The 16,479-nt window shown below is 60.3% G+C and carries 12 protein-coding genes; 6 read left to right on the forward strand and 6 right to left on the reverse strand.

The window, feature by feature from the left end; genetic code table 11:
• The first annotated feature begins 30 nt into the window (after nt 1–30).
• Nucleotides 31–408, forward strand: coding sequence for a response regulator (locus ACKUG4_RS02325; RefSeq protein WP_007954537.1), 378 nt, complete (start codon nt 31–33; stop codon nt 406–408).
• A 13-nt stretch (nt 409–421) separates the two neighbouring features.
• Here ACKUG4_RS02325 and ACKUG4_RS02330 read toward each other — a convergent pair whose 3' ends face one another.
• From ACKUG4_RS02330 to ACKUG4_RS02340, 3 genes are all read right to left on the reverse strand, one after another.
• Nucleotides 422–2,092: an ATP-binding protein gene (locus tag ACKUG4_RS02330; protein WP_236188340.1), complete on the reverse strand. Its 1,671-nt coding sequence runs from the start codon at nt 2,090–2,092 to the stop codon at nt 422–424.
• Nucleotides 2,089–3,591 (reverse strand): ATPase domain-containing protein, encoded by a 1,503-nt coding sequence (locus ACKUG4_RS02335; RefSeq protein ID WP_064596462.1) that lies wholly within the window; start codon nt 3,589–3,591, stop codon nt 2,089–2,091. The genes ACKUG4_RS02330 and ACKUG4_RS02335 overlap by 4 nt, the downstream gene beginning before the upstream one ends.
• Before the next feature lie 128 nt (nt 3,592–3,719).
• The gene (locus tag ACKUG4_RS02340; RefSeq protein WP_236188334.1) at nt 3,720–4,775 is read right to left on the reverse strand and encodes a tetratricopeptide repeat protein; all 1,056 of its coding nucleotides are present in this window, start codon (nt 4,773–4,775) and stop codon (nt 3,720–3,722) included.
• 192 nt (nt 4,776–4,967) lie between these two features.
• On the opposite strand from ACKUG4_RS02340, the gene ACKUG4_RS02345 reads away from it, so the two are divergent.
• Genes ACKUG4_RS02345 through ACKUG4_RS02355 form a run of 3 tightly spaced genes read left to right on the forward strand, consistent with a single transcriptional unit; the run spans nt 4,968 to nt 8,278 of the window.
• Nucleotides 4,968–7,103, forward strand: a complete 2,136-nt coding sequence (locus ACKUG4_RS02345) for an FUSC family protein (protein ID WP_236188333.1) — start codon at nt 4,968–4,970, stop codon at nt 7,101–7,103.
• Complete coding sequence (locus ACKUG4_RS02350) at nt 7,093–7,293, forward strand: DUF1656 domain-containing protein (protein WP_039768281.1); 201 nt, start codon at nt 7,093–7,095, stop codon at nt 7,291–7,293. The genes ACKUG4_RS02345 and ACKUG4_RS02350 overlap by 11 nt, the downstream gene beginning before the upstream one ends.
• 4 nt (nt 7,294–7,297) lie before the next feature.
• Complete coding sequence (locus ACKUG4_RS02355) at nt 7,298–8,278, forward strand: HlyD family secretion protein (RefSeq protein WP_064596470.1); 981 nt, start codon at nt 7,298–7,300, stop codon at nt 8,276–8,278.
• Between the two features lie 59 nt (nt 8,279–8,337).
• On the opposite strand, the gene ACKUG4_RS02360 is transcribed toward ACKUG4_RS02355, so the two are convergent.
• Genes ACKUG4_RS02360 through mexE form a run of 3 tightly spaced genes read right to left on the reverse strand, consistent with a single transcriptional unit; the run spans nt 8,338 to nt 14,216 of the window.
• A complete protein-coding gene (locus ACKUG4_RS02360; protein ID WP_039768284.1) occupies nt 8,338–9,759 on the reverse strand; it encodes an efflux transporter outer membrane subunit in 1,422 nt (473 codons plus the stop codon).
• Nucleotides 9,756–12,947, reverse strand: a complete 3,192-nt coding sequence (locus ACKUG4_RS02365) for an efflux RND transporter permease subunit (RefSeq protein WP_064596472.1) — start codon at nt 12,945–12,947, stop codon at nt 9,756–9,758. The genes ACKUG4_RS02360 and ACKUG4_RS02365 overlap by 4 nt, the downstream gene beginning before the upstream one ends.
• Before the next feature lie 15 nt (nt 12,948–12,962).
• The gene (gene mexE, locus ACKUG4_RS02370; RefSeq protein WP_064596473.1) at nt 12,963–14,216 is read right to left on the reverse strand and encodes a multidrug efflux RND transporter periplasmic adaptor subunit MexE; all 1,254 of its coding nucleotides are present in this window, start codon (nt 14,214–14,216) and stop codon (nt 12,963–12,965) included.
• A gap of 430 nt (nt 14,217–14,646) precedes the next feature.
• On the opposite strand from mexE, the gene gcvA reads away from it, so the two are divergent.
• Both gcvA and ACKUG4_RS02380 read left to right on the forward strand, forming a co-directional pair.
• On the forward strand, nt 14,647–15,558 hold the full coding sequence (gene gcvA, locus ACKUG4_RS02375; RefSeq protein WP_445433324.1) for a transcriptional regulator GcvA: 912 nt from the start codon (nt 14,647–14,649) through the stop codon (nt 15,556–15,558).
• A 68-nt stretch (nt 15,559–15,626) separates the two neighbouring features.
• On the forward strand, nt 15,627–16,454 hold the full coding sequence (locus ACKUG4_RS02380) for an EamA family transporter (RefSeq protein ID WP_445433325.1): 828 nt from the start codon (nt 15,627–15,629) through the stop codon (nt 16,452–16,454).
• The last annotated feature ends 25 nt before the right edge of the window (nt 16,455–16,479 follow it).

Consider the following 16,479-nt stretch of genomic DNA (forward strand, 5'->3'; position numbering starts at 1 on the left):
CAGCAGCTATTGACCGAACAAAGGCTTCCCATGAGCGTAGATGCACAAGATGTAGTACTCGTCGTCGAGGACGAACCGGTGATCCTGATGGTGCTGACAGACTATCTGTCAGGGCAGGGCTATCGCGTATTGCAGGCCGAGAACGGCGAGCAGGCGTTCGAGATTCTGGCGAGCAAGCCGCATCTGGACATGTTGATTACTGATTTCCGCTTGCCTGGCGGAATCTCCGGCGTGCAGATCGCCGAGCCCGCCGTCAAATTGCGTCCTGATCTGAAGGTGATCTTCATCAGCGGCTATCCGCAGGAAATCCGCGAGACCGGCAGCCCTATCACACGCCGGGCGCCGATCCTGGAAAAACCGTTCGATCTGGATGTGTTGCAAGAGAAGATTCAGGAACTGCTGGCCTGAGGCGTGAACCGCCTCAGCTCTTGATCATTTCCCGCACCTTCGCCGTCAACAGATCGAAGGTGAACGGCTTGGTGATCATCTGCATCCCGGAATCAAGGAACCCGCCGCGCACAGCGGCGTGTTCGGCGTAACCGGTAATGAACAGAACCTTCAGGTCGGGCCGGTATTGCCGGCCGATTTCCGCCAGTTGCCGGCCGTTCATGCCTGGCAGGCCAACGTCGCTGATCAGCAGATCGATGCGCTGCGGCGAGTCAAGAATGGGAACTGCGCCGTCAGCATCGCTGGCTTCGAAAAACCGGTAACCCAGCTCACTCAAGACCGCACTGACCAGCACCCGCACCGCCGGGTCGTCTTCAACGATCAATACGGTTTCGCCTTCCACGGCGTCGGGGGCCTGTTCAATGTCCAGCGGCTCATGCGGCAATGTCTCGCCTTTGAACCGTGGCAGATAAAGTTTGACCGTGGTGCCCTTATCAATCTCGCTCTCGATCGAGACATGACCACCGGATTGTTTGCTGAAGCCATAGATCATCGATAAGCCGAGCCCCGTGCCCTGGCCGATCGGCTTGGTGGTGAAAAACGGATCGAACGCCCGGTTGATGACGTTTTCCGGCATGCCGCAGCCGTTATCGCTCACGCTCAATACGACGTAATCGCCGGGCTCCAGATTAGTGTAAGCGGCAGTAAAGTCGCGCCCCAGCACCTGATTACCGGTCTCGACCACCAGATGGCCGCCGTTGGGCATCGCGTCGCGGGCGTTGATTACCAGATTGAGCAGGGCGCTTTCCAGTTGATTGGGGTCAGCCTCGGCTACCCATAGCTCCTGGTGCAGGCGCATTTCCAGATGAATGCTTTCGTTGAGGCTGCGTTGCAGCAACTCGCCCATCGATTGCACCAGATCGTTCATTTTTACGGCTTTGGAGTCCAGCGACTGGCGTCGGGAGAAAGCCAGCAGGCGATGAGTCAGGCCGGCGGCACGGTTGGCCGAGGTCACGCCGAGATCGATCAGGCTGTCGAGATCCTCCGTCCGGCCACGCGCCAGTCGACGGCGGATCAACTCGAGGCTGCCGATGATGCCGGTCAGCATGTTATTGAAGTCATGGGCGATACCGCCGGTCAATTGCCCGACCGCTTCCATTTTCTGCGACTGGCGCAGCGCTTCCTCGTTGTGCCGCAGCTGGGCGGTGCGTTCTTCGACTTGTTGCTCAAGGGTTTCCAGGGTCGATTGCAGGCGTCGTTCGCTTTCGCTCAGATCGATCAGGCGGTCGCGGGCTTCGTACTGTCGTCGTCGACCGCGAAGGGCGGTGGAGATCAGGCTGACCAGGGTCACCGGATGGAAAGGACGTTCAAGAAACGTCACGTTGCCCAGCAATTTGCTCAACTGCGACGAGGGTCCCTGTTGGGATCCTCCGTGGTGGGTCAACAACACAATCGGCAGATCCGACCAGGCGGGCTGTTGATCCAGATACGCCAGCAGGGTTTCCAGATCCGGGCCCAGCAAGGCTTCGGACGCAATCAACAGCAACCCGGCACCGGGTTCGAGTTCGGTGCAAAGCGTTCTGAGGTCGGGAGTGATCAGGCCACCGTAGCCCGCTTCGTTGAGGATCATCAGCGCAACCTGACTGTCGCGCCCGAGGGGGGCGAGGATCAACGCCCGTTCCGACAGTGGTACGGTGACTGTCACAAGAAATCGTCCTTAAGCAGCGGATTGCTCGCGCCGAGGTAGGTCGGTACGCCGCGCAGCACCCCCTGAAAGGCTTCCAGTGGTTCGCCGATGGTCATGCCTTTCGTGGAAATGCGGTATTCGCGAATGGTCGATTCATGGCTGCCGGTACGTTTCTTGATGATCGAGATGGCTCGGCGCACCTTGCCGATCGCTTCGAAGTAGCGCAGCAGAATTACGGTGTCGGCCAAATAGGTGATGTCCACCGGCGCCTGCATGTCGCCAACCAGACCGTGTTGGGCGACGGTCATGAAGGTCGCGGCGCCCTTGCGGTTCAAGTACAGCAACAGTTCGTGCATGTGCAGCACCAAGGCGTTTTCTTCCGGCATCGCGGCCTGATAACCGTTGATGCTGTCGATCACCACGGTCTTGATGTCTCTTTCATCGACGCAGCGCCGCACACGGTGGGAGAACTCGCCGGGGGACAGTTCGGCGGCGTCGACCTGTTCGATCAGCAGATTACCGGTGGCTCGCAGAGCCTTGAGGTCGATGCCGATGTTTTTCATGCGCTCGAACAGCTGCTCCAGCTCTTCATCAAAGATGAACAGCGCGGCTTTTTCCCCGCGTGACACCGCTGCGGCCGCGAAGATCATCGAGATCAACGACTTGCCGGTGCCTGCCGGGCCCAGAATCAATGTGCTGGAGCCGGTTTCGATGCCGCCGCCCAAGAGCGCGTCCATCTCTTTTATGCCGCTGGACAGCTGCAGACGCGGGTAATCGCCCCGGTGCTCGGCCGCCACCAGACGCGGGAAAACATGCACGCCATCGCCCATGATGGTGAAGTCATGGTAGCCACCACGATATTTCTGGCCGCGATACTTGACCACCCTGACGCGTCGGCGTTCGGCGCCGTAGTTGGGCGTTAATTCCTCGAGCCGGATCACGCCGTGGGCAACGCTGTGCACGGTCTTGTCGAGGGATTCGGTGGTCAGGTCATCCAGCAGCAGCACCGTGGCGTCATAGCGCACGAAGTAATGCTTGATTGCCAGAATCTGTCGACGGTAGCGCAGGGAGCTTTGCGCGAGCAGGCGAATCTCTGAAAGGCTGTCGAGTACCACCCTGGTCGGCTTGAAGCGTTCGACCACCTCGAAAATCTGTTTGGTCGCCTCGCCCAGCTCCAGATCCGATGAATACAGGAGACTCTGCTGATGCTCGGCGTTGAGCAGGTTTTCCGGGGGAGTCAGCTCGAAAATTTCGATATTTTCGCCCAGCTCCCATCCGTGGGAGGCCGCGCCCTGACGCAGCTCATGCTCGGTTTCGGAGAGTGTAATGTACAAAGAGCGCTCACCGGCACGGGCGCCGGCCAGTAAAAAATGCAACGCGACCGTGGTTTTACCGGTTCCAGGCTCACCCTCCAGCAAGAAAACGTGACTGCGGGACAGGCCACCGGCGAGGATATCGTCCAGCCCTTCGATGCCGGTGGCGGCTTTTGCACTGATCAACGCGTTCGATGTAGACAAAAAATGCCCTCTCATGACTAGGGGAAACGAGGCAGCGGGCGCCGGACGCCGATTGGTACTGCTTGATTACTTGACCCTTTGCGGAGACTGCGGTTCCGAGTTTCTTGCCGGATGTGTCTGGAAGGCGGCTAGAGGCCTTGCTGCAACGAGGGATCGTCAGGGTTCATCTGCTCAAGCTGAGCCAACAGGATCTGCACATTCTGCAACTGACCGCTTTCTTTCCAGTAGTTGATCAGCAGCACCCGCGCCTTGCGGTCGGCAGGGTGACGCTGGACGATTTCCTGTAACTGCTTTTGCGCCGCTTCCAGTTCTTCGGCGCCATGCAGAGTGGTGGCGAGGTCGTAGCGGTAGTCCTTGTTGTCGGGCTCGAGCTCCACGGCTTTGGACAAACCGAGCAGGGCGTACTCGCGTTGATCGTGATGCAGCAGCCAGAGGCCCAGGGCATGTTGCAGATAAGCCGAATCGGGTTGGGCCTTCAATTGTCGGGCGAGCAACTGACGCGCGGCGTCGCTCTGGCCCTGGCGATCGAGTACTTCGATCTGCATCACCAACGCCGGCAGATTGCCGGGATCCAGGCGCAGGGTCTGCTCCAACGCTTGCTGCGCCTGTTTGAGCTCCGCATTGTGCAGATACAGGCGCGCCAGTTGTGCATAGTTGGCGGCGCTTTCCGGCTGGCTCTTGAGCGCCTGTTCCCACATGTCGATACCTTGCTGCAACGGCGCAAAATACAGGCCCAGTTGATCCGGAGACAAACCGAGCAGGGCGTTGATTGCAGCAAAGCGTACGGTTTGATCCTCATCATCGAGCAACGGGCCCAACAGCAAACTGCGCTGACCGCCAGGCACCAGGCCCGTCACGCTTTTGATTGCGGCCAGTCGAACGTCCGGCGATTCGTTTTGCAGATCGGCGTCCGCCAGTTTCAAGGCCTGCGGGCTCGGGTAGTTGGGCAGCTCGGCGTGCAGCCAGACACGCCGTTTGACCGACAGATCCGGGCGCCCCAGCTGTTGGTATAAAACCCGCGCAGCCCCCGGTTGACCGGCACGCGCGGCGGCCAGCGCTTCGCTGTAACCGTGTTTGATCGCTTCCGGCACAACGGGCGCAGTGCTGCGCAAAGACAGCCAGGCGACGATCAGGACCAGCGCAAGGCCGAGGCTGATGAGCAAATAGCGGCGAGACTGAGGCATGCGAATTTCCGAAACTTTCGTTTTGCAGCGGAGGTCGCAAGCTTCTGTCAGCTCGCGCCGTGAGTCAAACACTGTGCCTGATATGACCTACTACAAGTGCTGAAACGCCCTACGAGCTTTGTGGCTCCCGTAAACCATCAAATCCTTAATACAGTGACTACGCTTGCAGAAGTTGTTTCGACGAGGCTATCCATGCAGTCCCTGCTCATTTATTTCAAGGCGCTGATCCACCCCGGTCAGGCTGTGCTGCTGTTTGGTTTGCGCACCATCGTCGCCGGATTGCTGACCTTGTACCTGGCGTTTCTGTTCGATCTGGATCAACCGAAGTGGTCGATCATGGCCGTCGTTATCATCAGCCAGCCACTGGCCGGGATGGCGCTGGCACGCAGCTTCGGGCAAATCATCGGGACGACCCTTGGCGCGGTGGTGGCGGTGGTGCTGATGGCAATTTTTCCCCAGGCGCCGTTGCCGTTCATCACGACCCTGGCCTTATGGCTGGCGCTGTGCACGGCGGGCGGCACGCTACTGCGCTACACCAGTTCTCAGGCGTTCGTGCTTAGCGGATATACCGCTGTGGTAGTGGCGCTGCTGGCGATTCCGGATCAGGACGGCACCTTTTTGCTGGCGGTGACCCGGGTCACCGAAACCTTGTTGGCGGTAGCGTGCGTGTGCGTTGTCAGTCTGTTGACGGCGCGGCCCGAGGCGGTGTCGCGCAACTATTTTGCAAAGGTCGATCAGGTGATCAGGCTGGTTGCCAGCCATGCCGCCGCTGTACTTCGCACCGAAGAAAGCGAAGCGGACTTTCAGCGCCGGCAAATGCAGTTGTTGGGGGAAATCAGCGCCCTTGAAGGCCTGCGTCGGCATTTGTATTTCGACGCCCCGCGCTTGCGCAGTGCCAACAATCTGGTGCTGTTGCTGGGCAATCAACTGATGCTGCTGACCTCGCGCCTGACCGCGCTGCGTCATCAGCGGGAACTGCTCACCGAGCGTTGGGAGGGCGATCTGCCGCTGGAGATCCAGCAATTGCGTGCAGAAGAACTGGCACTGCTCGACCAGCTCGCACTGCAAGGGCGCTCATTGCCGGCAGAGGCGCGGCACCAGTTCGTCGCGCTGCAACAGCAGTTCGAAGGGCTCGCCTACAGGGCCGAACAACTGACCGAAGACATGAGTGCAACCCTGCGTTCGCTGGCGTGGGCACTGCGCTGGGAGCAGGCGCGGCTGTTGCAGCAGTTGGAGCAGATTCTCGAACTGAGCGACGCGATACAGGAAGGACGCGAAGCCAGTTGCATGTTTCGTGGCCAGTCCAGCCCCTTGCACCTGGATTTCACCCTCGCGACGATGAATGCCATTCGCGCCTTCAGCGCGTTGCTGGTAGCTGGGCTGATCTGGATCGAGACCGCTTGGGACGGCGCGCGGGGCGGGATGATTCTGGTGGGGATTCTGTGTTCGTTGATGGCGACATTTCCGCGTCCCTTGATCGCTGCACAGAGTTACGCCCGAGGATTGGGACTGGCCTTGGTCGTCTCGGCGTTCTATCAATTCATGCTGGTCCCGGCTATCAGTGATTTCGAAATGCTGGCCTTGCTGCTCGCGCCTTTGCTGTATGTGATCGCGGTCGGACTGGCCAACCCGGCCACCACCGGTATCGGCATGGGCCTGGGGCTGTCGAGTTTCCTGATGCTCGGGCCGCAGAACGTCGGCACCGGGCAGAACACCGCCATTCAATGGTTCGAATTTGCCGGAGCCTACGTGAGTGCGGCGATGCTGGCTCTGATTGTTTATGCCTGGATTTTCCCGTTCCGCCCGGCTCTGCGCATCCGGCGCTTTTACAACGAAGCGCGGGAGCAGGTCTACCAACTGACCAAGAGCCCGGCCACCGATGAACAGCAATTCGCCTTCGAAAGCCGCATGGTTGATCGCCTGACCTCGATGCTGGGCGTGTTGCCGGCCGCCAACGAACGGGACATGCAGCGCCTGTATGAAATCAGCCTCGCCTGTGTAGCGCTGGGCGTGGCCATGCACCAGCTCAGGCAACAGGCGCAAAACAATGCTCTGCTTACGGACGATTTGCATAGGCAGCTGTCGACGGCATTGCGTCAGACCGGCCGTTTCGTCGCCGGCCGACCGGATGTACGCCTGACACCTTTACTGGCTACGCTGCATGCGCTCGGCGATGAGCTGGATGCCTTGCATGTCGCCACCCATGAGCACTTGTGGTCGGTATTTCGCATGCGTGTGGCCCTGTTGATCGTGGTGTCGTTTCTGGAACGCCATGGCGAGCATTTGCAGCCCGACCGATCTGAAGGAGAGCCCATCCTTGCCCATTGATTTCGAGATCGGCGGCGTTTACCTGCCGCCAATCGCTCAGGCCTTGTTGCTGGCCATACCGGTTTTTCTGCTGCTCGACTGGGGTTTGCGCCGGCTCGGCGTCCTGCGTTTTGTCTGGCATGAGGCGCTGTTCGAAGGCGCCCTTTATGCCTGTGTGTGCGCCGCACTGATTCTGCTGATGGGAGCCTGAAACCTTGAAGACGTTGCTCACTCGATTGACGACATTGGCGGTGGTGCTGCTGGCCATCGTGCTCGGCTGGTTTGCCTGGGAACATTACACCCGGGCCCCGTGGACTCGGGATGCGCGGGTGAGGGCGGATGTGGTGACACTCTCGGCGGATGTCTCGGGCCGCATCGTCACGCTGGCGGTGCAGGACAACCAGTATGTCGTCAAGGGCCAGTTGCTGCTGGAAATCGATCCGGCTCGCTACAGTCTGGCCGTCGAGCATGCGAAACGCTCGGTGGAGGTCTCCAAGGCTACGCTTGGGCAGTCGCAAGCGGCCATTGTCGCCAGCGAGGCATTGCTCAAACAACGCCAGAGTGAAGAGCGCCGGCGACGTACGCTCAAGCAAGGGTTCGCGATTTCCGGGGAAGAGTGGGAGAAGTCCAGCACCGATGTGGCGGTGGCCCAGGCCGATCTGTTGCGCAATCAGGCCAATCTCGGTCTCGCCGAAGCCAACGTGCAACTGGCGATTGCTGCATTGACCCAGGCTGAACTGGATCTGCAACGCACCCGCGTCGAAGCACCGGTCAGCGGTTATGTCACCAATCTGCTGACCCGGCAGGGGGATTACGCGGTAGCCGGCAATGCCTTGCTGGCGCTGGTGGATAGCGACTCCTTTTACGTCAGCGGCTATTTCGAGGAAACCAAACTGCCACGGATCGAGGAGGGTGATCGGGTGCGGATCGAATTGATGAGCGGGGAAAAATTCGGTGGAACCGTTCAAAGCATCGCCTTCGCCATTGCCGACCGGGAAAACGCCCCGGGAAGTCGATTGCTGGCCAACATCAACCCCAGCTACACCTGGGTGAAACTGGCGCAACGGGTGCCGGTGCGGATTGGCATCGATCCCGATTACGCGGGCAAGGACCGACTCAGAGCCGGTACCACCGCGACGGTCACGGTGCTGGAAAACCATGAAAGACAGAGACAAAAAAGCCCCGCGACCGAATGATACGCGGGGCAAAAAATTTGGTTGGTTGCGGCCAACCAAAGGAGCTCTTTAAAAATCTGTTACTTGCTGGCGACCGTCTCCGGCTGCCAACCGCCACCGAGGGCCTTGTAGATCGCGACGATGCCGCGATACAGATCCACTTCGGCCTGAGCCTGGCTGTCCTCGGCGTTCAAGCGTTCACGCTGGGCGTCGAGCAGCACCAGGAAATCGGTGGTGCCTTCGCGGTAGCGGATTTCGGCGAGGTCGGCAGCCTTGCGGCTCGATTCGCTCTGACGGATCAGTGAGATCAGGCGCTGTTGACGCTTGCCGTAATCGCTGAAGGCGTTTTCCGACTCTTCCAGCGCGAGCAATACTTGCTGCTCGTAAGTCGCCAGTGCGCCTTCGGCATCGGCATCGGCGCCGCGCAAACGGGCACGCACGCTGCCAAGGTCAAACGCCGCCCAGGTGATGCTCGGGCCCAGTGCCCAGGCGTTGGCCGCCGAGGAACCGATCTGCGAACCACGCCCGGCCGTCCAGCCGAGGAAACCGCTGAGACTGACCCGTGGGAACAGGTCGGCCTTGGCTACACCGATACGCGCCGTGGCCGAAGCCAGTCTGCGTTCGGCGCTGAGGATGTCCGGACGACGCTGCAGCAGTTCGCCCGGATCACCGATCGGCAAGGCCTTGGCAATCGCCGGCAGGTCTTTCGGACTCAGGTCGACGGTCAGCTTGTCCGGACGTTCACCCAGCAGCGTGGCGATACGGTTTTTCTGCCGGGCCTGTTCTGCCTGCAGCTGCGGCACGCTGGCTTCGACCGACGCCAGACGTGCATCGGCACGTTCGACATCGAGCTGATCGCCAACGCCGGCGTCACGCAGGCTGATGGTGATCTTGCGCGACTCCTGCTGGTTGTTCAGGTTGGCCAGCGCGATCTTTTCCCGCAGTTGAGCACCGCGCAGTTGACCGTAAGCGTCCACCAGTTCGGCAATCATGGTGACTTGCAGTTGGTACAGATCGGCTTCGGCCGCTTGCTGGTCGGCGTCGCTGGCTTCCAGATTGCGCTGGATACGTCCGAACAGGTCCAGTTCCCAAGCCATGTCCAGGCCCAGGTCATAGCGTTCACTATTGACCCGATTGGTGGTCTGGCCCGGGATCTGACCTTTGGCCAGATCGCTGCTGGCGCGGCTGGTGATGGTCGGCATTGCATCGTTGCTGGCGTCGTCGCGGATCGCCCGGGCGGCTTTCCAGCGGGCGAATGCCACGCGCAGTTCACGGTTGCCTTGCAGCGATTGAGTCACCAACTGGTTAAGGGTCGGATCGTCGAACTGCTGCCACCAGATGCCTTCGAATTTCGAACGGTCGAAGTTCTTCTGGCCGGCGGCGCCGTCGGTGGCGGACGTAATGTTCGCCGCCTCCGTCGTCGGGGTCTTGTAGTCAGGGCCGACGGCGCAGGCACTCAGGGCCAGCACCAGCAGGCTCGGCAGGAAGACTTTCAGACTCATTGGTGCGCCTCCAGTGGCTTTTGAAGATTTTGCGCCTTGGCCGCTTTGCGAGCTTCGCTGCGCTCCACGAAGTTGCGGATCAGCACATAGAACACGGGGGTCAGCAGCAGACCGAAGAAGGTCACACCGAGCATCCCGGAGAACACCGCCACACCCATGGCATGACGCATCTCGGCACCGGCACCGCTGGAGAAAACCAGTGGCACCACACCCATGATGAACGCGAACGAGGTCATCAGGATCGGCCGCAGACGCAGACGGCAGGCTTCCAGTACGGCGGCCAGCGGATCGAGGCCTTCTTCCTGCTTATCCTTGGCGAACTCGACGATCAGAATCGCGTTCTTGCACGCCAGGCCCACCAGTACGATCAGGCCGATCTGGGTGAAGATGTTGTTGTCGCCGCCAGAGATGATCACACCGGTGATGGCCGACAGCAGGGTCATCGGTACGATCAGGATCACCGCCAGTGGCAGGCTCCAGCTTTCGTATTGAGCCGCGAGCACCAGGAACGCCAGCAATACGCAGAGCGGGAACACGAACAGCGCTGTGTTACCGGACAGAATCTGCTGGTAGGTCAGGTCGGTCCACTCGTAGGTCATGCCGTTCGGAAGTTCATCCTTGAGCAGTTTCTCGATGGCTTTTTCGGCCTGGCCGGAGCTGTAGCCCGGGGCTGCCGCACCGTTGATTTCAGCGGTGATGAAGCCGTTGTAGTGCATCACACGATCCGGGCCCGAGGTGTCGCTGACCTTGATGAAGGTCGCCAGCGGGATCATCTCGCCTTTGTTGTTGCGTACTTTCAGCTGGCCGATCTGGTCGGATTCGAGGCGGAACTGCTGCTCGGCCTGAACGTTGACCTGATAGGTACGACCGAAGCGGTTGAAGTCGTTGGCATACAGCGAACCCAGGTAGATCTGCAGGGTGTCGAAGATGTCGCTGACGGCCACGCCGTGGGTCTTGGCTTTTTCCCGGTCGATGGCGGCATCGACCTGCGGCACGTTCACGGTGTAGCTGGTGAACAGGTTGGCCAGTTCCGGAACGTTATGGCTCTTGGCAATAATGTTCATGGTCTCCTTGTACAACTCTTCGTAGCCCAGGTTGCCCCGGTCTTCGATTTGCAGGCGGAAACCACCGATGGTGCCCAGCCCCTGTACCGGCGGCGGCGGGAAGATCGCCATATAGGCTTCCTGAATCCCGGCGTACTGGCCGTTCAATGCACCGGCAATCGCACCGGCGGACATGCTCGGGTCTTTACGCTCGTCGAACGGTTTCAGGGTCACGAACACGATGCCGGCGTTCGGGCTGTTGGTGAAGCCGTTGATCGACAGACCCGGGAACGCTACGGCGCTTTCCACGCCTGGCTGTTTCAGTGCCAGGTCGGACATGCGCTTGATGACGTCTTCGGTGCGGTCCAGACTCGCGGCGTCCGGCAGTTGCGCGAAGGCCACCAGATATTGCTTGTCCTGGCCGGGTACGAAGCCGGTCGGGGTGCTGGAGAAACCGAAGAAGGTCAGCACCATCAAGCCTGCGTACAGGAAGAGGGCGATGCCGCTGCCACGGATGACCCGGCGCACGGTACCGACGTAACCGTGACTGGCGCGGTCGAAGAAACGGTTGAACGGACGGAACAGCCAGCCACCGAAGATCTTGTCCAGCACTCGCGAGAACCGATCTTTCGGCGCGTCGTGGCCCTTGAGCAAGACGGCGGCCAGTGCTGGCGACAGGGTCAGCGAGTTGAACGCCGAGATCACCGTAGAGATCGCGATGGTCAAAGCAAACTGCTTGTAGAACTGACCGGTCAGGCCCGAGATGAACGCGGCGGGTACGAACACCGCACACAGCACGAGCGCTGTCGCAATGATCGGGCCGGTCACTTCACCCATGGCCTTTTTGGTCGCATCGAAGGGGTTGAGCCCCAGTTCAATGTTCCGCTCGACGTTCTCCACCACCACGATGGCGTCGTCCACCACGATACCGATCGCCAGTACCAGGCCGAACAGCGACAGGGCGTTGAGCGAGAAGCCGAACAGGTGCATCACCGCAAACGTACCGATCAACGATACCGGCACCGCCACCAGCGGAATGATCGAGGCGCGCCAGGTCTGCAGGAACAGGATCACCACCAGAACCACGAGAATCAGTGCTTCGAAGAGGGTGTGAACCACCGCCTCGATGGAGCCGCGCACAAAGATCGTCGGGTCATAGACGATGCTGTAGTCCATGCCTTGCGGGAAGCTTTTCTTCAGCTCTTCCATCTTGCCGCGAACTTCGTTCGAGATTTCGATGGCGTTGGAGCCCGGACGCTGGAAGATCGGGATCGCTACGGCTGGCTGGTTGTTCAGCAACGAACGCAGGGCGTACTGACTGGAGCCCAGTTCGACGCGGGCGATGTCCTTCAGGCGAGTGATTTCACCGTTGTCGCCGGCGCGAATGACGATGTTCTCGAACTCTTCCTCGGAGACCAGACGGCCTTGAGTGTTGATCGACAGCTGGAAGCTTTGCGCAGTCGGAGCAGGGGGCGCGCCCAACTGGCCGGCGGCCACCTGACGGTTCTGTTCACGAATAGCGGTCACCACATCAGTCGCGGTCAGATTGCGCGAAGCGGTCTTGTTCGGGTCGAGCCATACCCGCAGCGAGTAGTCGCCCATACCGAACAACTGCACGTCACCGACACCACCGAGGCGAGCGAGCTCATCCTTGATGTTGAGAATCGCGTAGTTGGACAGGTACAGCATGTCGTAGCGTTTGTCCGGCGAGGTCAAGTGCACAACCATGGTCAGGTCGGGCGAAGCCTTGTCGACGGTGATACCGATGCGCGTCACTTCTTCCGGAAGCTTCGGCTCGGTCCGGGTCACGCGGTTCTGCACCTGCACCTGCGCGTTGTCCAGGTCAGTACCCAGGGCGAAGGTGATGGTCAGGGTGATCTTGCCGTCAGCGGTGGATTGCGAGGACATGTACAGCATGTTCTCGACGCCGGTGATGGCTTGCTCCAGTGGAGCCGCCACGGTTTCACCGATGACTTTTGGGTTGGCGCCCGGGAAGTTGGCACGCACCACCACGGTCGGTGGCACGACTTCCGGGTATTCGCTGATCGGCAACTGGAACAGCGAAATCGCACCGGCGATCAGGATCAACAGCGACAGCACCGCTGCGAAGATCGGCCGTGAAATGAAGAATTGGGAAAAATTCATCGGAGTTGTCGTCCCTTAACCGCGTGGGGTCGCAGCAGCCAGTTTTACAACCGAACCCGGCGCGCCTTTGGCAGGTGCGACTTTGGGCAGGTTGCTGGCTTCCAGCGCTTGTCGTTGTTGAGCGAGAGCGGCAATGGTTTGCTCGCTGGCCATCGGTATCACTTCAGGCGTAACCGGGGAGCCAGGGCGAACCCGTTGCAGACCCTTGACGATGATCGTGTCGTCCTTGTTCAGGCCGCTGCGCACGATACGCAGGCCTTCGATCTTCGGACCGAGTTCAACGGCGCGGTAGACGGTCTTGTTGTCGCCATCCATCACCAGCACGAACTTCTTGCCGAGGTCGGTACCGACCGCTTCATCGTTGATCAACATGGCGTTGTAGGTGCCGCTGCCGACCAGTTTCAGACGTGCATACAGGCCCGGGGTGTAAGTGCCGTCGCTGTTGTCGAACACGGCGCGACCACGGATGGTGCCGGTTTTCGGGTTGACCTGGTTGTCGACGAAGTTCATTTGGCCCAGGTGCGGGTTGCCGTCTTCATTGGACAGGCCCATGTACACCGGGGTAGTGGCGCCGCGCTGACCCTGACGGGCGAGCTGGGTGTATTTGAGGAACACACGCTCGTCGGCGTCGAAGTAGGCGTAGACCTTGTCGGTGGACACAACGCTGGTCAGCGGGGTGGTGTCGGCGGTCACCAGGTTACCGGCGGTAATCTCGGCACGGCTGACGCGGCCACTGATTGGCGCAGTGACGCGGGTGAAGCTCAGGTTCAGCTTGGCCAGGTCCAGTTGCGCTTGCAGCGCGCCAACAGCCGCACGGGCTTCTTGTGCAGCGCTGGTACGCGAGTCGGCCAGTTCGGCGGAGATGGCGTTGCTGGCACGCAGGCGTTCGCCACGGCCGGCTTCGTTTTCACTGCGAGTGGCATTGGCACGGGCCTGGGCAACCAGCGCTTCGAGGCGGCGGACCTCGGCCTGGAACGGACGCGGGTCGATCTGGAACAGCAGGTCGCCTTTCTTGACCAGAGCACCTTCGGTGAAGGCGACTTCGTCGATCTGGCCGGAGACCCGCGGACGGATTTCAACGGTTTCCGGCGCTTCGAGGCGCCCGGTGAATTCGTCCCACTCGTTGACCGGTTGTTCCAGCACCTTGGCCACGCTGACCTTGGCAGCAGGCATGGTGGCGGCGGTTTCCGGAGTCTTGCCGCAGGCGCTCATCACCAGCACGGCCAACAGAGCCAACGGGAAGCGCAAATGTTTGAGTGATTGTTCCATGGATGCATCCGCCAATGTATTGAAGATGGGCGGATGATGCTCGGCGGGTCGATAGCAAAACGAATCGAATGACACGAAGGTAACTATCATTCGGAATGATATAAGCCCGAGAGAAGCCCTCTAGCATGCGCCTTTCGTTAGGGGGCTATCAATTGGCCTGATGACAATTCTGTGTTGCGCGATCGGCAACTGTCGCAGGCGAAATTGCTGGGTGAGGATTATGCGGCGATTAAATGCTGCGCTGAAGTTACCGAGCCTCGACATCCTTGCGGAGCATATGGCGCTTGTTTACAAAGACCTCGCCTGGCTGCTGGATCAATACGCCAACATCAAGAGTCCTGTTACCCGTAACAGGCAACTCACAACATTTCGCTCTAACATGACCTGATACTCATACCTCGATGTTTTGCCAATCCCGGACCCTTTGTTTATGAGAGATCTGCCCCCGACCGCGACCTTGCGGGCTTTCGAAGTATCCACCCGGCACCCGACTTTCACCGCCGCCGCGCAGGAACTGCATGTAACCCAGAGCGCGGTCAGCCATCAGCTGCGGCATCTGGAAGAGCTTTGGGGCTTGCAGCTGTTTGAACGGGGCAAGTCGTTACGCCTTACACCTGCGGGCGCTACCTTGGCGCCGATTGTGCGCGAGTTCTTCATGAGCCTTGAGGCGACGCTGGCCGACTTGCGTGAGCAAAAGGGCAGGGTCCGGCTCAGCGTCAGCACGACCTATTCCTTTGCGTTGAAATGGTTGCTGCCACGCTTGCCGAGCCTGGCCCGCCAGCACCCGGAACTGTTGGTGTCGCTGGACACCACGGACAAGGTCATCCATTTCGCCAGCAGCGAAGCCGATGTCGCGATCCGCTTGGGCAAGGGCAACTATCCCGGTCTGTATTCACAGTTTTTGTTCGGTGAGCAGGTTTTCCCGGTGGCCAGTCCCGAACTGCTGCAACGCGTCGGAATGCCGAGCAGTCCCGCCGATTTGTTGCAGTTGCCGCTGCTGGCACGTGACGGCGCTGAACTGGCACCGAAATGGGAAGCGTGGTTCCAGTCCGTCGGGCTGGCATTTTTGCCGCTGCGGGAAAGCGTCAGGTTTGGCGATACCAATATGACGGTCGAGGCGGCTTTGCTCGGCCATGGCATTGCTCTGGTGCGCAGCGGGCATGTCGAGAAGGAAATCGGCGATGGCCGGCTGGTGCGGCTGTTCGATGTGCCGTTTCAGTCACCGCTCGCTTATTACTTCGTTTGCCCCAAGGGCGTTGAGACGCAGCCGCACATTGTGAGTTTTCGCGAGTGGTTGCTCGGTGAGGCGCTCAAAGTGCAAGGCGGCAGGTTTGAGGCATGAAGAATCGCTCATGGTGCAATGAGGAGCCTTCTCTGTAATCCGGCCGTTCGGGCTGCCTAAAATGGCCAATGCCTACTCATCTCGTCCTCCTTGTCCTGTTCGCCGCGCTGCTGCACGCCGGCTGGAATGCATTGCTGCGCGGCGGTGCCGATCGGCTCTGGTCGATGACGGTGATGTGCGTTGCAATCGCCATAGTCTGTGCAATTGCCGCGATGTTCATGGTGGCGCCTGCGCCTCAGAGCTGGGGGTATGCGCTGCTGTCGGCATTGCTGCACGTTGGCTACAACCTGTTTCTGGTGCGCAGTTACCGGGTCGGCGATCTGGGACAGATTTATCCGATTTCGCGCGGTTCATCACCCGCGTTGATTACGCTCGGCGCCGCGTTGTTTGCCGGCGAAACCATCACCCCCGGCGAAATGCTCGGTATTGCGCTGGTGTCAGGCGGCATCATTTCGCTGGCTTTCCGGGGACGCAGCCTGTCGGTGCCCAGCCTGCCTTACGCATTGGGAACCGGTTGCTTTATCGCGGCTTATAGCGTGGTCGACGGCATTGGCGCGCGGCTGTCCGGTGCGCCGCTGGCCTACACAGTGTGGATGAGTGCCTTGTGGGGCGTGCTGATGCCGGTGGTCTACATCGGTCTGCGCGATGCCCGCAGCCTGTTTTCGATTCGGCCCGGTATGTTCGCTGCGGCAATGGGCGGGCTGGTTTCTCTGCTTGCCTACGCAATCGTTATCTACGCGATGAACGAAGCCCCGCTGGGCGCGGTGTCAGCCTTGCGTGAAACCAGCGTGCTGTTCGCGGCGTTGCTTGGCTACCTGTTCCTCGGTGAAACACTTACCGTCCGCCGGATGCTGGCCTGTGTGGTGATCGCCAGCGGCGCGATCATCATCGGCTGACTCGGCATCATCTGCTAAGGAGTAG

The organism is Candidatus Pseudomonas auctus (genome assembly GCF_048654275.1).
GTDB classification, from domain to species: Bacteria; Pseudomonadota; Gammaproteobacteria; order Pseudomonadales; family Pseudomonadaceae; genus Aquipseudomonas; species Aquipseudomonas pharyngis.